The sequence below is a fragment of the Mesorhizobium sp. M1B.F.Ca.ET.045.04.1.1 genome (assembly GCF_003952465.1).
GTDB classification, from domain to species: domain Bacteria; phylum Pseudomonadota; class Alphaproteobacteria; order Rhizobiales; family Rhizobiaceae; genus Mesorhizobium; species Mesorhizobium shonense.
This window is the reverse complement of the sequence record NZ_CP034448.1, coordinates 5413411-5429035: the sequence shown is the minus strand read 5'-3', so window position 1 is coordinate 5429035 and position 15625 is coordinate 5413411. Positions and strand designations below refer to the sequence as shown.

The 15625-nt window shown below is 63.1% G+C and carries 17 protein-coding genes; 8 read left to right on the top strand and 9 right to left on the bottom strand.

What is annotated here, in order from left to right; all coding sequences use genetic code 11:
- Position 1: 1 nt before the first annotated feature.
- From EJ071_RS26870 to EJ071_RS26850, 4 genes are all read right to left on the bottom strand, one after another.
- On the bottom strand, positions 2–1030 hold the full coding sequence (locus EJ071_RS26870; protein ID WP_126100561.1) for a histone deacetylase family protein: 1029 nt from the start codon (positions 1028–1030) through the stop codon (positions 2–4).
- Entirely contained in the window at positions 1027–1536 is a 510-nt protein-coding gene (locus EJ071_RS26865; protein WP_126100560.1) for a GNAT family N-acetyltransferase, read from the bottom strand. The genes EJ071_RS26870 and EJ071_RS26865 overlap by 4 nt, the downstream gene beginning before the upstream one ends.
- A gap of 222 nt (positions 1537–1758) precedes the next feature.
- Positions 1759–3126 (bottom strand): aspartate aminotransferase family protein, encoded by a 1368-nt coding sequence (locus EJ071_RS26855; RefSeq protein WP_126100558.1) that lies wholly within the window; start codon positions 3124–3126, stop codon positions 1759–1761.
- Positions 3123–4775 carry a N,N-dimethylformamidase beta subunit family domain-containing protein gene (locus EJ071_RS26850; RefSeq protein WP_126100557.1) on the bottom strand — a complete coding sequence of 551 codons (1653 nt, stop codon included), beginning with the start codon at positions 4773–4775 and terminating at the stop codon, positions 3123–3125. The genes EJ071_RS26855 and EJ071_RS26850 overlap by 4 nt, the downstream gene beginning before the upstream one ends.
- A gap of 291 nt (positions 4776–5066) precedes the next feature.
- On the opposite strand from EJ071_RS26850, the gene EJ071_RS26845 reads away from it, so the two are divergent.
- The 4 genes from EJ071_RS26845 to EJ071_RS26830 all read left to right on the top strand — a co-directional run bounded on the left by EJ071_RS26845 (position 5067) and on the right by EJ071_RS26830 (position 7412).
- Entirely contained in the window at positions 5067–5315 is a 249-nt protein-coding gene (locus EJ071_RS26845) for a ParB N-terminal domain-containing protein (protein WP_059189249.1), read from the top strand.
- Between the two features lie 123 nt (positions 5316–5438).
- Positions 5439–6386 (top strand): alpha/beta hydrolase, encoded by a 948-nt coding sequence (locus EJ071_RS26840; protein ID WP_126100556.1) that lies wholly within the window; start codon positions 5439–5441, stop codon positions 6384–6386.
- 136 nt (positions 6387–6522) lie between these two features.
- Entirely contained in the window at positions 6523–6918 is a 396-nt protein-coding gene (locus tag EJ071_RS26835; RefSeq protein ID WP_126100555.1) for a GFA family protein, read from the top strand.
- A 281-nt stretch (positions 6919–7199) separates the two neighbouring features.
- On the top strand, positions 7200–7412 hold the full coding sequence (locus tag EJ071_RS26830; protein ID WP_126100554.1) for a hypothetical protein: 213 nt from the start codon (positions 7200–7202) through the stop codon (positions 7410–7412).
- A gap of 14 nt (positions 7413–7426) precedes the next feature.
- Here the strand turns inward: EJ071_RS26830 and EJ071_RS26825 are convergent, their stop codons facing one another.
- The gene (locus EJ071_RS26825; RefSeq protein WP_126100553.1) at positions 7427–8332 is read right to left on the bottom strand and encodes a hypothetical protein; all 906 of its coding nucleotides are present in this window, start codon (positions 8330–8332) and stop codon (positions 7427–7429) included.
- 186 nt (positions 8333–8518) lie between these two features.
- Between EJ071_RS26825 and EJ071_RS26820 the strand changes: the two genes are divergently transcribed.
- Together EJ071_RS26820 and EJ071_RS26815 are read left to right on the top strand one after the other, a co-directional pair.
- The gene (locus tag EJ071_RS26820; RefSeq protein WP_126100552.1) at positions 8519–9391 is read left to right on the top strand and encodes an undecaprenyl-diphosphate phosphatase; all 873 of its coding nucleotides are present in this window, start codon (positions 8519–8521) and stop codon (positions 9389–9391) included.
- 53 nt (positions 9392–9444) lie between these two features.
- Entirely contained in the window at positions 9445–10236 is a 792-nt protein-coding gene (locus EJ071_RS26815; RefSeq protein WP_126100551.1) for a phosphodiester glycosidase family protein, read from the top strand.
- 45 nt (positions 10237–10281) lie between these two features.
- Here the strand turns inward: EJ071_RS26815 and EJ071_RS26810 are convergent, their stop codons facing one another.
- Complete coding sequence (locus EJ071_RS26810; RefSeq protein WP_126100550.1) at positions 10282–11244, bottom strand: TIM44-like domain-containing protein; 963 nt, start codon at positions 11242–11244, stop codon at positions 10282–10284.
- Between the two features lie 295 nt (positions 11245–11539).
- On the opposite strand from EJ071_RS26810, the gene EJ071_RS26805 reads away from it, so the two are divergent.
- Together EJ071_RS26805 and EJ071_RS26800 are read left to right on the top strand one after the other, a co-directional pair.
- Entirely contained in the window at positions 11540–12676 is a 1137-nt protein-coding gene (locus EJ071_RS26805) for a GH25 family lysozyme (RefSeq protein WP_126100549.1), read from the top strand.
- Positions 12677–12881: 205 nt separating this feature from the next.
- Positions 12882–13352, top strand: coding sequence for a YbhB/YbcL family Raf kinase inhibitor-like protein (locus EJ071_RS26800; RefSeq protein WP_126100548.1), 471 nt, complete (start codon positions 12882–12884; stop codon positions 13350–13352).
- Positions 13353–13661: 309 nt separating this feature from the next.
- On the opposite strand, the gene EJ071_RS26795 is transcribed toward EJ071_RS26800, so the two are convergent.
- The 3 genes from EJ071_RS26795 to EJ071_RS26785 form a co-directional block, all read right to left on the bottom strand.
- Complete coding sequence (locus EJ071_RS26795) at positions 13662–13892, bottom strand: hypothetical protein (protein ID WP_126089822.1); 231 nt, start codon at positions 13890–13892, stop codon at positions 13662–13664.
- Between the two features lie 369 nt (positions 13893–14261).
- A complete protein-coding gene (locus EJ071_RS26790) occupies positions 14262–14648 on the bottom strand; it encodes a VOC family protein (protein ID WP_126100547.1) in 387 nt (128 codons plus the stop codon).
- 116 nt (positions 14649–14764) lie between these two features.
- The gene (locus EJ071_RS26785; RefSeq protein ID WP_126100546.1) at positions 14765–15502 is read right to left on the bottom strand and encodes a hypothetical protein; all 738 of its coding nucleotides are present in this window, start codon (positions 15500–15502) and stop codon (positions 14765–14767) included.
- Positions 15503–15625 lie beyond the last annotated feature (123 nt).

Here is a 15625-nt window from a genome sequence, read left to right as displayed (position 1 = left end):
GCTAACCCTTCTTGCCGCCGAAGCCGGTCAGGAACGCGGTCAAGTTGTCGCCGAGCGCATCGCAGAGATAACCGCCCTCCTGGACGATCACCGTCGGCAGGCCGAGCCCGGCAATCGCCTCGCCGATGCGCGCGAAGCCGGGCGTCGTCACAGAAAGCCCGCCGAACGGGTCGCCTTCGAAGGCATCGAGCCCGAGCGCCACGACCAACGCCTCGGGCGCGAAAGAGTGGACGCGCCGGAAGGCTGAGGCCAGCGCTTCGAGAAACGCAGCGTCGCCGGATTTGCGCGGCAGCGGCAGGTTGAAATTGTAGCCGAGGCCGGGGCCTTCGCCGCGCTCGTCGGCATGGCCCCAGAAAAAGGGATAGAAGCGCACCGGATCGGCGTGCAGCGAGACGGTGAGCACATCGGGCCTCGCGTAGAAGATGCCTTGCGTGCCGTTGCCGTGGTGCAGGTCGACATCGAGGATCGCAACGCGCGCGGCGTTCCTGCGCAGCACCTGTGCGGCGACCGCCGAATTGTTGATGAAGCAGAAACCGCCGGCGATGTCCGCGAAGGCGTGGTGGCCGGGCGGTCGGCAGAGCGCATAGGCCGAAGGCGCGCCGGCCATCACGGCTTCTGCAGCCTCGACCGCGCTCCAGGCGCTCCACAGCGCGCTGTTCCAGGTCTCGGCCGAGATCGGGCAGGCGGTGTCGGCCATGTGATAGCCGGCCTGGCCGACCGCCGAGGCCGGATAGGAGCCGTCGCGGGCGATCGGGTGGATGTTCGGAATGACCTCTGCCGAGGCGCCTTCGATACGCTGCCAGCGCGCGAAGATGTGCTCGAGGAAGTCGAGATATTCGGGCGTGTGCACGGCGGCGATCGGCCCGAGGCCATGATTTTTCGGTCTCTCGATCGTCAGGCCGGCCGATCTTGCGCCGGCTAGCAATCTTTCGAGCCGCTCCGGCTTTTCCGGGTTGGGCTGGGGAGCGCCGCTGGAGAGGAAGGCCTTTGGGTCGTGGCGCTTTTGCTCCTCCGCATAGAAGGCTTTCATCGTTCTTCCTCCGGGGCGTCGGCAAAGGCGAAGAAGGCCTTGCCGACGATCTTTTGCACCTGCTCGTAGCTCGACCAGCCGATACCCAGTCTCTCATAGAAGGCCTTGGCGGTCTCGTTGTCCGTGTCGACGGAGAGCCTCAAATAAACGCCGCCTGCCGCGAGGCACTCCCTGGCCACGCGCCGCAGGAGTTTCTCGCCGATGCGGCGGCCGCGAAAGCGGTCCTCGACATAGAGGTCCTGCACGTAAACGCCTGGCCTGCCCATCCAGGTCGAGAAAATCGGGAAATGCAGGCAGAGCCCGGCGAACTCGCCGCCGACCTCGGCGATCAGGGTCGAGAAGGCGGGGTTTTCGCCGAAGCCGTAGCGGCGCAGGTCATCGGGGGTGGAGGTGATTTCCTGATGCGCGCCGATGTGGGTGCCGAGGCGCAAGAGTGCTGCGTGGATGGTTTCGACGTCGTCGATTCGGCCGGGGCGGAGGGTGACCGCCTGTGAGGGTTTACTCATGGAGAGGATGGCGCCAAGGCACCCCCTCTGGCCTGCCGGCCATCTCCCCCTCAAGGGGGGAGATCGGCGGTTTCTGCGCTGCCGCCCACCCTGCGACGTTTGGGATTTGCGAAGGCTGTCGTGACGGCCAATCTCCCCCCTTGAGGGGGAGATGTCCGGTAGGACAGAGGGGGGCGCGAAGGAACGCAAACATCTCAGGATGTCTCAACACGCCACCCGATCCTATCTTCCCACCGGCAGATCGAGTTCCGCGGCCAGCGCTTCCAGCGCGTCGCTAAGGACCGCGATAATCTCGCCGATCTGGTCGCGGGTCGTGATCAATGGCGGGCAAACCATGAAATTGTCGCTCATCGGTCCGCCACGCACGCGCCGCGAGTAGATGATCAGCCCGCGTTCAAACGCCAGGTCGATGAGCCGCAAATTGGCGTTGAGGCTTTGCGGCAGCGGCGTCCTGGCCACGGGGTCGGCATAAAGTTCGGCGCCCATGAACAGGCCCTTGCCTCGCACGTCCGCTATGAAAGGGAAGCGGCCGGACAGGGCTTCGAGCTCGCCCCTCAGCACCTCGCCCATGGCGGCGGAATTCTGGGTCAAGCCCAGGCGGTCGACCTCGCCAAGGACGGCAACGCCCGCCGCGCAGGCGACAGGATTGCCGCCATAGGTATGGCCATGCAGGAATCCACCCGCCTCAACAACCGGCCCGACAATCCTCTGGGTCGCGGCAAGTGCGCCGAGCGGCGCATAGCCAGATGAAAGACCCTTCGATAGCGCGACGATATCCGGCCGGCAGGCCCAGTGGTCGCCGCCGAGGAATTTGCCGGTGCGCCCGATGCCGGTCATCACCTCGTCGTGGATGAGAAGGATGCCGTAGCGATCGCAGATTTCACGGATCCGCGGGAAGTAGCTGTCGGGCGGGACCAGCGCCGCGGTTGCGGCGCCGCCGATCGGCTCCATGATGAAGGCGAGCACGCTTTCAGGCCCTTCCTCCAGGATTTTTTCCTCCAGCATGTTCGCGTAGCGGACGCCTCGCTGTTCTATCGAAAGATTGTCGTGATCGCGATGAACAAACGGAGCTGGCACCAACGGCATGGGCCGGCCGATCGGGTCGAATGTCTTGGTGAGGACGTCATCGCCAGTGACGGCGAGCGTGCCGAGCGTGATGCCATGATAAGAGGGCATACGCCCGATGGTTTTCCAGCGTTTGTCCTGGCCTGTTGCCACCGCCCATTGCCGCGCGAGCTTGAGGCAGGCCTCGACGGCCTCAGAACCGCCAGAGACGAAATAGATGCGGTCGAGGCCGTTTGGAAGCCGCTCTGCCAGGCCCCGCGCGAGCGCGACTGCCTGCTCGTTCTCGAATTGGAAGATGTAGGCGAAGCTGACGCGATCCAGCTGCCACTTCATCGCATCGATGACATTGCGGTTGCCATGACCAACGTTGACGTTGACCGCGCCGCTCGATCCGTCGATGTAGCGGCGGCCGCTCTTATCCCACAGGTAGATGCCGTCGGCGCGGTCCACCATCGGCTGAGGCCGCCGCGTGAAATGGAAAAGGTTCTGTCGGCGGTCGGTTTCGACGGACTGCATGGCGCTCATTCACCCTTCTTGTCTCGGCCAAGATAGCGGTCGAGAACATTTTTGGTCACGCGTTCGACCATCGCGTCCTGCCTTAGCAGGCCGGCGACCCATTCGCAGCTTCCGGCGTGGAAGACCTCGCCCTTGCCGCGCGGGAAATTGACGATCATGCCGTTGCCGCGCTTGACCTTGTCGAGATTGGCGTCGCTGGCCTCGCCGAACAACGTCTCGGCGGTGAAGCGCCCGTCCTCGTCGGTGAGGAACTGGTCCTCGATCGGGATGTCGGCGCTTTCCTCGACCTGGCTCGCCATGCCGACCGCCAGCACCTGCAAGCCGTCCGGCGCGCCGCTGGTGGCGGTCGGATAGGGCAGGCCGCCGCGGATCTCGAAATCGAGCCCGTCGACCTCGTAGCCATAGACATGGCTGTCGGCACCGAGCAGATCGCCATAATAGATGCCGGTGCCGGCAAAGGCCCAGTGCTCGGGCCGGTAGACCGGGAAGCCGCGCACGCCGCGCGGCGCGCAGCCGCCCCAGCCGGCATAGACGCCCCTGGTCGCATTGAGGCCGAAGGTGGCGCTGCCCGGACGGCCGATCTCCGGTGCTTCCCAGGAATTGGTGGCGCGGGTGACATCGCCGCCGCGATAGGCAGGGTCCTCGGCGCGGGCGCGATACTTGTAGCAGACCTGTCGGCGGCCCTCGTCCTCCAGCCGCGTCTGCCACATGAAGTTGCCGGCGAAACGCGCCGCGTGGCCGCCGCGCTCGACATAGCGGTCGACCGCGTCGCGCATCTCCCAGGTCCAGTATTCGTCATGGCCGACGAAGACGGCGCAATCGTAGCCGTCGAGGATTTCCGGCGAGAAATGCAGCTCGTGCTGGCTGGCGAGGTCGACCGCGTAACCGGCGCGCTCGGCGAAGCGGAAGAAATGGCTGTCGTAGCTTGCCCAGCCGGAAGAGGCGTATTTCTTCGAATGGCCGGTGGCGAAAGCCCATTCCATTTGCGGATAGCGCGGCACCGCCTTCGGCGGCACCGCGACCTCCAGCGGCACGCGCGGCGCCTCCTTCGGCAGCACGACGAAGCCGCGGCACCACGGGCGCTGCGTTGAAACCATCGTCGCGTATTGATCGCGGTTCGGGCCGGTAATGCCCTGATAGTGGTTGGAGCCGCCCCAGGTGTTGTAGGCAAGCCAGGTGCCGGTCGCCGCGACCTGCAGCAGGCGGCCAGGTTTCTTGCCGGGCAGGGGCGCGACGATAAAGAGATGGTGGCTGTGGATCGGGCTGCCGTCCCGCCCTTCGGCCGAAAGGGTGACGCGATAGGCGCCCGACGGCCAGTCGTTGCCGATGCGGAATTCGAACGAGGCATCCCACCCGCAGCCTTCGACCGAGCATTGATCGGGCGTCTCCTGCCAGCGTGCCGAAAGGCCGGTCTTTTCGACGACCCTGGTTTCGCTGCCGCCGTCGCGGACGACGACGATGCCGAATTGCGGTGCCGTCGAGCTGACATGCAGCACCACGGTCTCGCCCGGCCGATAGGAGAAACGGTCGCTGTAGCACCAGATCTCGCCGCTCGAGCCATCCATGCCCGGCCATTCATAGTAATGGCCGCGCACCGCCTCGCGGCGCTGCTCGGGCGTCAGCCCGAAATCGGGGAATTCGGTGGGCAGTTGCGTCAAAGAGCACCTGAAACCAAGACGCCGCCATTGAGACCATCGGCCGGCCAAGCGTCAAATGGAAACAATCGGGCCAGCGAGCGCTTGGCCATATGCGGCAAACCAACTATTTCATTCTAGGGTCTATCGATATTCAGGTGAGGCCGGCCTGCGAACGGCAGTTCCCTGCGCTTCCGGTGCTCACGTACTTCAAGTACGCTCCGCTCCGGTTCTCGGAAACTGCCCTTCTCGGGTCGGCCTGACCTGAATCTCGACAGACCCTAGGGCAACAAGATTTCCGCACTGGGAGCCGACATGCTGCGCGTGCAAAAGGTCAAGGTCGACGACATCTACGTGCCAACGGCGCGCCGCAAGACGCTGCATCCCGAGACCGTGCGCCATCTTGCCGAGGACATCCTCGAGAACGGCATGAAGACGCCGATCCAGGTGCGTCACGACGGCAAGCGCCATGTCTTGGTCGAGGGGCTGCATCGGCTCGAGGCCGCCAAATGGCTCGGCGAAACCGAGATCGATGCCTATCTCGTCCAGGCACGGCGCCACTAACCTTCCTTTCTCTACTTGGGCTCGAGACACAGCAACTCGCTGCCCGTTTCTATTTTTTGGCAAGCCATGTCGGCTTGGGCTTCGTCGCCGCGTCCTTGGGCACACAGACGGAGAAGACCAAAAGTGTCCAAGACCCTGCTTTTAGCCATTCTCGCGTCGGTCGTGGCCCTTATTGCCGCGCCGGACGCACAATCCGAGGAGTCCAAGCCTGCCATGACCACTGAAGCCAAAGCCCTTTTGAAGCCGGAAAAATCCGGCCTGCTGCCGATCGACGGCCTGAATTACTACTTCGCCATCTACGGCAAGGGCGAGCCGTTGCTCCTGCTTCACGGCGGGCTTGGCTCGACCGACATGTTCGCACCGATCCTGCCGAAATTCGCCGAGCATCGCACCGTGATTGCCGTGGACCTGCAGGGTCATGGCCGCACCGCGCTCGGCGAACGGGCATTCGGCCTTGAGGCGATGGGCAACGATATGGCGGCCATCGTCAAGGCGCTCGGCTACGACAAGGTCGATGTCATGGGCTATTCGCTGGGTGGCGGCGTTGCCTTGCGCATGGCCGTCCAGCATCCGGAAGCCGTGCGCCGGCTGGTCATGATGTCGACCGGCTACGCCGCCGATGGCTTCTACGACGAGATGCGCCCGCAGCAGGCGCAGGTGAGCGCGGCGGCCGCCCCGTTCATGAAGGACACGCCGATGTACAAATCCTATGTCGCCGTGGCGCCGAAGCCAGAGGATTTCCCGAAGCTGCTCGACGCGCTCGGCAATTTCATGCGCAATGACTACGATTTCTCGGCCGATGTGCCGAAGCTCAAGATGCCGGTCATGCTCGTTTATGGCGACAGCGATATGTACAAGCCCGAGCACGAGATCAAGTTCTTCCAATTGCTCGGCGGCGGGCTGAAGGACGCGGGCTGGATGCGCGAGAACCTGTCGCAGAACCGGCTGGCGATCCTGCCCAACCGCACCCACTACGATGTCTTTCTTGCGCCGGAACTCGCTGCCACCACGCTTCCCTTTCTCGACGGCCAGACCAAGGTGAAAACCTGGGACGAGATGGTCAACGAGTAACCCTTGACCGCTGGCTGCCCGAGGGAAGGCGGCCAGAGGCATCACGACAATCGATAGCATCCCATCAAAGCTTTTTGATTGACCACGCCATGCCGGCCGCTACCGTGCCCGCACTCCCACGAACCGAGTGCTTGTGATGACCAAATACCAAGGCGGATGCCTGTGCGGCGCGGTGCGCTATCGTGCCGAGGCCGAGCCGATCAACGAGCGCATCTGCCATTGCCGGGTCTGCCAGAAGGCGATCGGCGCCGCCTTCAACGCGCGGCTCCTGTTCCGCATCGAAGACGTGACCGTCGAAGGGCCTTTGGCGACGGTCAATTCATCGCCGGACCTCGAGCGCGGCTTCTGTCCCGCCTGCGGCACGACGATGTTTTCGCGCCGTGACTCCAGAGGTATTCTCGGCATCACGTCCGGCTCGCTCGACGACCCGTCCGCGTTCAAGCCAGACATGCATTTCTGGACGGCGTCCATGCAGCCTTGGGTCCGGCTCGATGATGGTTTGCCGCAATATGAGGGCGCGCCTCCGGCTTAGAGTTTCTTCCTTCTCCCCTTGTGGGAGAAGGTGGCCGAGCGAAGCTCAGTCGGATGAGGGGTGTTCCAGCTTGGCAATGCGCTTGAAATTGCCGCCGCCTCATTCCTTCCAACACCCCTCATCCGTCGCCTTCGGCGACACCTTCTCCCACAGGGGGAGAAGGGGAAAACTGCACAAAAATTTCATCTTCGATTCACGAGATAGCCGGCAAAGCGTCATTGGCGGGCCATCATTGGCTGCCTATCTAAGCGCCACGCGGGAAGGCATCGAGGAGGCGACGGATGAGCGAGAGCATCAACACCCTGGACGAGCTTTTGAACGACCCGATGATCCAACTCGTGATGGAACGCGACCGCGTGCGCCCGGCGGAACTCCGCATGCTCTTGGAAAAAGCGCGCAACAGGGCCGCCGACGATTCCCGGATCGACCAACCTATGGTTCCGCCGGCGCATGTCGTGGCCAGAAACTGCCTGGCGCAATGGCTGTACCGCTAGAGCAGTGAAGGGCTCTAGCTCGAATGCGCCGGCAAATAGCTGTAATGGTCGCGGAAATAGGCAATCTTGAAACCGAGCCGCGCGTAGTTGCGGTAGGCCGGACCGTCGCGGTCGGGGTGCGGCGCCTCGATATCGGCGACGAACAGTTTCGCGCCGGCGGCGATGCCGTCGCGCACCAGCCTTTCGCCAAGCATGGCGTCGAGATCGAAGCTTGGCGCCATGATGCCGGGCACCGGCGCGTCGATGCCGCTCCAGGCGGCGCCGTCTGAGATGAACAGTGAGCGCACCGCGACCACCGCCGCATCTCGTTTCAGCATGTAGTGACGCCAGCCCTTGCGGCCGACCAGCGCCATGAGCCAGGGCGAGGTGGGGAGCCTGTATTTGCCGTCGATGAACGATGCCCATTCCGGAGCTGTTTTGGACGTGACCTCTTCGACGGACACATCGTCTGACGGGAACAGTGGTTCGGCCGGCAGCGGCGTCGCGTCGCGGAAGATGCGTTCCCAGCCGCTCTGATGCTGCAGCCCGCGCGCTTCCAGCCAGCATCTCAACCGCGACGGCTCGGTATGCGGACTGGTGTAGAACCATGGCCGCAGGATGCCGGCCGCGCGATAATGCGCCAGCAGCGCATCGAGCTGAGCCTCCGAAGCCGGAGCCTCGACGCCGATGTTCTTCGCGCAGTTGAAATGGATGAATGGGATCGTCGTGCAGGTGGTCCAGACCAAGTCGCCGTCGCGGGCGATCGACAGGCCGTGCCGGGCGGCAAAATCCGCGGGCGCCGCGTCATAGAGGTCGAGCCAGGCATTGACCTCGGCGCGTTCGATGGCGCGGCTCAGATCGCGCGAGACATCCTCGACCGCAATTTCCGGCAGGTGCGGCTCCGGCGGTGGCTGCAGTTCCGAGAGGGCGGCGGTCGACATGGTGGTCTCCTCCGATCTACCTTACAGTGTAAGATTAGCGGATGATAATATGGAGGCGCCCATTGTCAAGCAAGATTAGCGGCACCTTACAAATCCGTGAGTTGGATTCCCGGTTTCGCGCGGTTAAGGCTGTCCTTGAGGGGCTTTGCGAATGACGATGCACTTTGTTCTGGGGAAAGGACCGGGATGACCGACGTCTGCACGCAGGGACTGGATACGGGCTTTGTCGGCCTGGGTTATGCCAAGGTGGCGTTTCTCGGCATCGTGCAAGGCATAACCGAACTGCTGCCGATCTCTTCAACGGCGCATATGCGCGTCGTGCCCGCCGTGCTCGGCTGGCAGGATCCCGGCTCAGCCTTCTCCGCCGCCATGCAGCTTGCGGCCTTGGCGGCGGTCGTCAGCTATTTCTGGAGCGATGTCAGGGATGTCGCGGCGGGTTCGCTGTCGGCGCTCGCACGCCGCGATTTCGCCAACCGCCATTTTCGCCTGGCGGTCGGAATCGTGCTCGCGACCGTTCCGATCGTCATCGCCGGCCTCGCGCTTTCCGGTGTTCTCAATGCATGCAACTCGCCGCTGCGAGGGCTGGCCGTGATCGGCTGGGCCTGCATCGTCATGGCCGTGCTGCTGGCGCTCTCCGAAATCTATGCCCGTCACAGGCTGACCCTCGAAAAGGTGTCCGTGCTCGACGCCGCGCTGGTCGGCGTCGCCCAGGTCGGCGCCCTCATCCCCGGCGTGTCGCGCTCGGGGTCGACGCTGACGGCGGCGCTTGGACTTGGCTATGCCCGGCCGGAGGCGGCGCGGCTCTCCTTCCTGCTCGGCCTGCCGGCGATCGCGCTTGCCGGCCTGAAGGAGCTTTGGGAGCTGCATAAGATCCATCTCGGCGCCTATGGCTGGTCGGTCCTGGCCGTCGGCCTTGTCGTCGCCTCGATCTCGGCCTTCTTCGCCATATGGGGGTTGATGCGGGTGCTCGAGCGCTTTTCCGCCTGGCCGTTCGTCATCTACCGCGGACTGCTCGGCATCTTGCTTTTGATCGGCGTCGCTTTCGGCTGGTTGAGTTAGAGGTCTTCACAGAATCCGCTATACCGGCACCTGGACATTCTTCGGGTGCGCTGATGGATCTCGCGACGCTTCTGCAATCGGTGCCTTTGCTCGCTGCGCTGGTGAAATCGGCGCTGCCGGCCGCTGTCGGCGCCGGCTTAGGCGCAGGCCAGTGGCTGGCGGCGCTGCCGCCATGCCGCGACCACACCTTCGAAAGCGCGGCCTATCTGGTCTGCGAGGCCGATCCGAAGCATTATTCGATCGAGTTGTTCTTGAAGAACAAGGACGGCGATCTCTATCGCTCGCTGCACAATCTTCGCACCGCCGAACAGGCCGCCGGTCGCACCATGCTCTTCGGCATGAATGCGGGCATGTATCACCCCAACCTTGCGCCGGTCGGGCTCTATGTCGAGCACGGGCAACAGATCACATCGGCGAAGACCGGGGCAGGCAGCGGCAACTTTTCCATGCAGCCGAACGGCATCTTTTATCTCGGCGACGGCAAGGCTGGCGTTCGCGCGACGAAGGACTTTTTGAAGCGTTCGCCGCGGGTGGATTACGCGACCCAGTCCGGGCCGATGCTGGTCATCGACGGCAAGCTGCATCCGAAATTCCAGGCGGGCAGCCCGTCGCGAAAAATCCGCGACGGCGTCGGTGTGCGCGCAGACGGCGTTGCCGTTTTCGCCATCTCGAACGACGTCGTGACCTTCCACGAATTCGCGCGCCTGTTCCGCGACGAGCTCGGCTGCCCGAACGCGCTGTTCCTTGACGGTTCCATATCCAGCCTCTATGCGCCGGCCATCGGCCGCAACGACGATTTCTGGAATCTCGGGCCGATGATCGGGGTGTTCAGGCGAGGCCGGTAGGCACCAGCGCAGGTTACCGCGGCGCGGATAGCGCCGCGGTTGCGTTTAGCTGGACGCGTCCTGGATTGCGGACAGCAGCCATGGCCCACCGGCCTCGCGGGTGAAGGTCCACAACTCGGTGGCTTCGATCGGATTTCTCGGGTCGCCTTTTTCGACGGCGCCGGTCTGGCGGTTGCGCATGACATCGATGGCCGACCAGCGCATTGCCGCGGTGGCGTAATCGCGCGAGCCCTCTCGCCACGCCTCCGCAATATCGGCTTCCAGCAGCTCGAGATTTGTCACATCGTTCTTGAGGCCATGGGTTGCGTTGTCCGCCAGCTCCTCCGAAAGGTAGGAAGCCATCTCGGGCGTCGTCAGCCTTCGCAATCCCTGGTGATCCTCGCGACTGAATGCGGCCTGCACGTCGCCGAGGATATTTTCGAACGCGTCCCGATCGGCATCCGTGATGCCGATTTCGTCAGCGCCGGATGCGCCGAAACCCGTGGTGCGGGATGGGTGGCTGTGCTGCGCGCCTCCCCAGTCTTGCCGGCCGAAGGGAAAGCCGGAGCTTCTCATATTGGCCGGCGCGGCATTATCGCGGCTGAAAAACCGCATCGCCAGCATGATGAGGCCGCCGATGAGCAGCAGCTGGAAGATGAAGCTGAAGCCGCCGCCGATGCCGCCGAAGCCATGGCCGAGCATCATGCCGAACAGGCCATTGAAGAGCAGTCCGCCGACCAGCCCGCCGACCAAGCCGCCGCCAAACCCATTCCAGAATCCCGGGCGCGCCTGGCCTGGAAACGACTGCGACGGCGGGATCGACTGGGTGGTGTTCGGCGTCATCGAGCGCGTCACGGGCGCGGTATAGGGCGCTGTCCTGGTCGGGGCCGGGGCTTGGAAAGTCCTGCTGCCGCGGCTGCCGAAACTGCCGCCCATGCGCGCCTCCGCCGGGCCGATGGTGACGCTTCCGAGCGCCATCAGCAGGATCAGGAAGATCGATGCAACTTTGATCGCCCGTGATTTTGACATTGGTGACAATCCTTTGGTCGGAGCGTTTCAACGCATCTAGTGAGCCTCCTATATGGGTACGAATTGGGGCAGGGTTAGACCCCGACTTTCAGGACATAGGTTGTAGCGGCCCACAGCCCCATCCGATCAGCCTGTTGCTTTCTCGAATTCACGGCGACGCGGCCGGCCGCGAATCGCTTCCCCGGACCAAAAGTAAATTTTGATTCAAACTTTGTTGGTAATTTCTCATTAGGAAAGGGGCTTCCGGCGGCGCCGTTCCTGCCTTCGGTCTGTTTTGTTTTGCGTACAGGTCAAGATGCGGATTTTTGGCGTCGTCAGTTTCGTGCTCGCAGCGCTTTGCCTTGCCGGCTGCTCGTCCACGTCGGGCGTCGATGCCTTGCAGATGCCGTCCAATGAGACGACCAGCTCCGTGGTCAGGCCGAGCGCGCCGGTGACGAAGGCCGTGAGGACGGCTGAGACCGAGACAACCGTTGAGACTGCGTCGATGTCGGGCGCCACCCGCTTCGAGCCGCCTGCGCCGTTGCCCGAGGACAACGCGCGTCCTGACGACGAGAATTCGCGTCTTGACGACGAAAATTCGCGTCCTTTCGGGCTGGCCGAGGAAGAGACGGTGGCGTTTCCCACGCCCGATCTGCCAGGCAGCGTCGAGCCGCCGGTTCAGGAGGCGGCGCTCGTGTCGCCGCCGAAGCGGCTATCGCGCGCGGCGCCAGCCATGCTCGCGAGCCCGGTCACGCGCTATGCCTTCCGCGATGCCAAGCCGATCAATTTCGGTCGCTCCTCGCCGCGGCACCTTGCCGTGCACGGCGTTGATGTCTCGCGCTGGCAGGGCAACATCAACTGGGAAAAGCTGCGCGCCCAGGGCGCCAATTTCGCCTATATCAAGGCGACCGACGGCGGCGACCATCTCGATCCGATGTTCAGGGCGAACTGGCGCGGCGCCGATGCCGCCGGGCTGAAGCGCGGCGCCTATCATTTCTTCTACTGGTGCCGCACCGCCGGCGAGCAGGCCGACTGGTTCATCCGCAACGTGCCGCGGGTCGAGGGCGCGCTGCCGCCGGTAATCGATGTCGAGTGGAACGGCGACTCCTCCTGCAGGCGGCGGCCCTCGCGCGAAAAGGTGCTGGAGAAGATGCAGGTGTTCATGGACAAGCTGGAACGCCATTACGGCCAGCGGCCCATCATCTACACCAGCCCCGACTTCTATCGCGACAACCTGCGCGGCGCCTTCCTCGACTATCCGTTCTGGCTGCGCGCGGTGGCCGCGCATCCCTCAAAGGTCTATCCGGGCCGCAGATGGCTGTTCTGGCAGTATTCCGGCTCCGGCCTGTCGCATGGGGTGAGGGGACGCATCGACCTCAACGTCTTCCACGGCGACGAGCGGCAATGGCGCGCCTGGTTGGGCGGCGGGCAAATGGTGGCCGACGCGGATTAGGGTGCGTCCGCTCATGGCTGGCACGATGCGCCACGCCACGATCTCACCGCCGGCGGCTGAGCCGGCCGTCCTTCCTTAAGATCCGACAGGACGAAAACAATTCCATGCGCGCCGCAACTCGCTGGCGCCGCGGAACGATCCGGTGCGGCATTCGTTGGTGGTTGCGGGTTGCGGTCTTGCGGCGTCAAAAGCGGAAGGGACCAACATGCCATTAACACTCACCAGTCCGGCCTTCGCCGACGGCGATCCCATCCCCGAACGTTTCACCCGCGATGGCCAAAATGTTTCTCCGCCTCTGAAATGGTCCGGGATCCCTGACGGGACCAGGAGCCTGGTTCTCGTCGTGGACGACCCCGACGCACCACGCGGGACGTTCGGCCACTGGGCGGTGTTCAACATTTCGCCCGACGTCGAGCAACTCGCCGAAGGGGAGGACGGGAAACCGGGAACCGAAGCGCTCCATCAGGGGAAGAACGACTTCGGCAACGCCTCCTACGATGGCCCGGCTCCGCCCGCCGGGCATGGCGTCCACCATTACCATTTCCGGCTGGCGGCTCTCGATGTGCCGAGCCTCGGCATTCCCGGCCAGACCGGCGTCAAGGAAATCTGGAAGGAGGCCCGGCGCCACGCGATCGAGGCGGCGGAACTCGTGGGCACCTACGAACATGCCGCCTGAATGCAAAAGGTGATCTTTTCAGCTGGGCAACGCTGGCCGCATGACTCAGGAGGCCTGCAATGAACAATCCAGACCCGAACAATCCCGAACCGATGCCGGGCGATCCCAATCCCGAGCCCGCGCGGCCTCCAACTCCGCCGGAAAACCCGCCCGGAGAACCACCGGGCGTTCCTCCACCTTCACCCGATCCCATCCCGGGACCGGGGAGGGGACCCCCTGATATTCCGCCGGACGCGCCACCTGAGTTCCCGCCGGAGGAGCCGACATCTCCCAGCCCGAGGGCAGGGGAGTTCCGCCGACGTGTTCAAATCAGATCGCCGGAACCCATTTCCAGAACACGCCTTCCATCCTCTCGGGATAGTACTTGAATTCACATTCGAACCGTCGTCCGTAGCTGGCGGCGGCAGCAAGCGCTGCTTTGCTGACGGGCCGCATGCCCGTTCCCGGCGCGAACCAATCCTCCAGCAGATCGTCGGGCACATAGGCGCCGATCCTCAGCGGCAGTTGTTGCAGGACGACGTCCATTTCCTTCGGCGGCACCGCGTTCATTCCCTTCCGGCTCCTCCCGGGTGCGGTGAATTTGAAGTTCCTGCGATTGCGAAATCACACTAGTGAACTGCGTTCTCGGTCTCGAGTTCCATGAGAACCGGCAGGAACGCTTCTTCCCTTCTCCCCTTGTGGGAGAAGGTGGCCGCGAAGCGGCCGGATGAGGCATGCTGGATGGAACGCCGCCCCTTGGGCTTCGCGCCTCGTAGCGCGCCTTCGTCATCCTCGGGCTTGACCCGAGGATCCATGCCGTGACCGTTGTCGTAGCGCGCAACGGTGCAGAATTCTGAACCGCTGCAACGCCTTGATGCAATGGCATGGATTCTAGGGTCTGCGCTGCGTCGCTTCGCTCCTTGCTCCGCCCTAGAATGACGAAGCCGAAGGCTCGTTGATCATCGCCTCGATGTTGTAGCCGTCGGGATCGAGCACGAAGCAGGCGTAGTAATGCTCAGCATAATCCGGACGCGGACCGGGCGCGCCATTGTCCTTGGCACCTGCCTCGAGCGCCGCGCGATAGAACGCCTCGACCTCCGCCTTGCTCTTTGCCCGGAAGGCGACATGCAGATGGGTGAGCGGCGGCTTCCCCCCCGTGCTCTGGATCTCGAACAGACAGCCAGTGCCGACATCGAAGGCCCAGAAGATGCCGTCCTTGCCGAAGGAGAGGCCATAGCCCAGAGGCGCAAAGGCTTTTTCGTAGAAGAGCTTGCTCTTATCGAGGTCGCTGACTTCGATCGTGATGTGGTCGATCATGGCTATTTCGAAACCTTTGTAATTGGCCGTCGACATGCCCGCAGGTGTTGTACGTCGAATCCTCCCTTCTCCTAACCAGGAGAAGGGAGGAGCGGCCAGTTTCTTAGGGCTTCGGTCTACTTATCTTTCTGCTGTTTGCGACGTCCCGCCTCGTCCGCAATCAGTCGGGCTCTTATGGATTGCCACCTATCAGCAATCTCTAGGCACGAAGCTGCCAGCAGTTTTCGCCGTTGGCTATAGTTACGAGGTCCGGTGAAGATTTTCTGCGCAAAAACGTCAACGACAAAGCACAACCCCGGGCGAGGTTCGCCAGCACCAACGAACGACTCCTCCGCGTACCAATGCAGCAGGGTACCGTGGAGTGCGGAGGTTTCCGTAGTTAACGGCAGCGTTTTGCAAATGTAGGGCTTGATCAGACCGAAAGCTGATGACTTTTTTCCCACCTGCGGCAACTTGAATGAGTTCGTCGGTCGAATGCCAACCGCGACGCCCCCAAGAGAGAAACGCGGCTGATTATCTGGAATGCCGACTATCTTTGCAGCCGCAGGTAGCTTCGCCAAGCTCATGGTACGGCAAAGCTCTATTGCGTCATGCGCCGTGAGCAGCCTTTGCTCATCATGAGAGGTGGCAGGCTTACGAGACAACAGAGCTTTGTCGAGCTGCGTCAGTCGGGTGTCGTCTTTCCCATGAGACTCAATGAAATACATCATTGAGCGCTCTATCTCGTTGTAGCGCGTGTCGAGAAGGAAGTTCTTTGGTTTAATGATATCTTCGATAATCGCAGTTCTTCGGGTTGATCGCGCGAAACAATATTCAACTAATTTGTTGGCGCTTATTTGTGGCTCGATTTTCATATACGAGAAATCCTTCTCTAGATTCGTTAAGTTACGGAAAGTGCCGATGCCTTCTCGACTCTGAGATGAGAATCTCCATATAATAACCTTGTCACAGGAGATGGGATTCTCGATCTCGTCGCC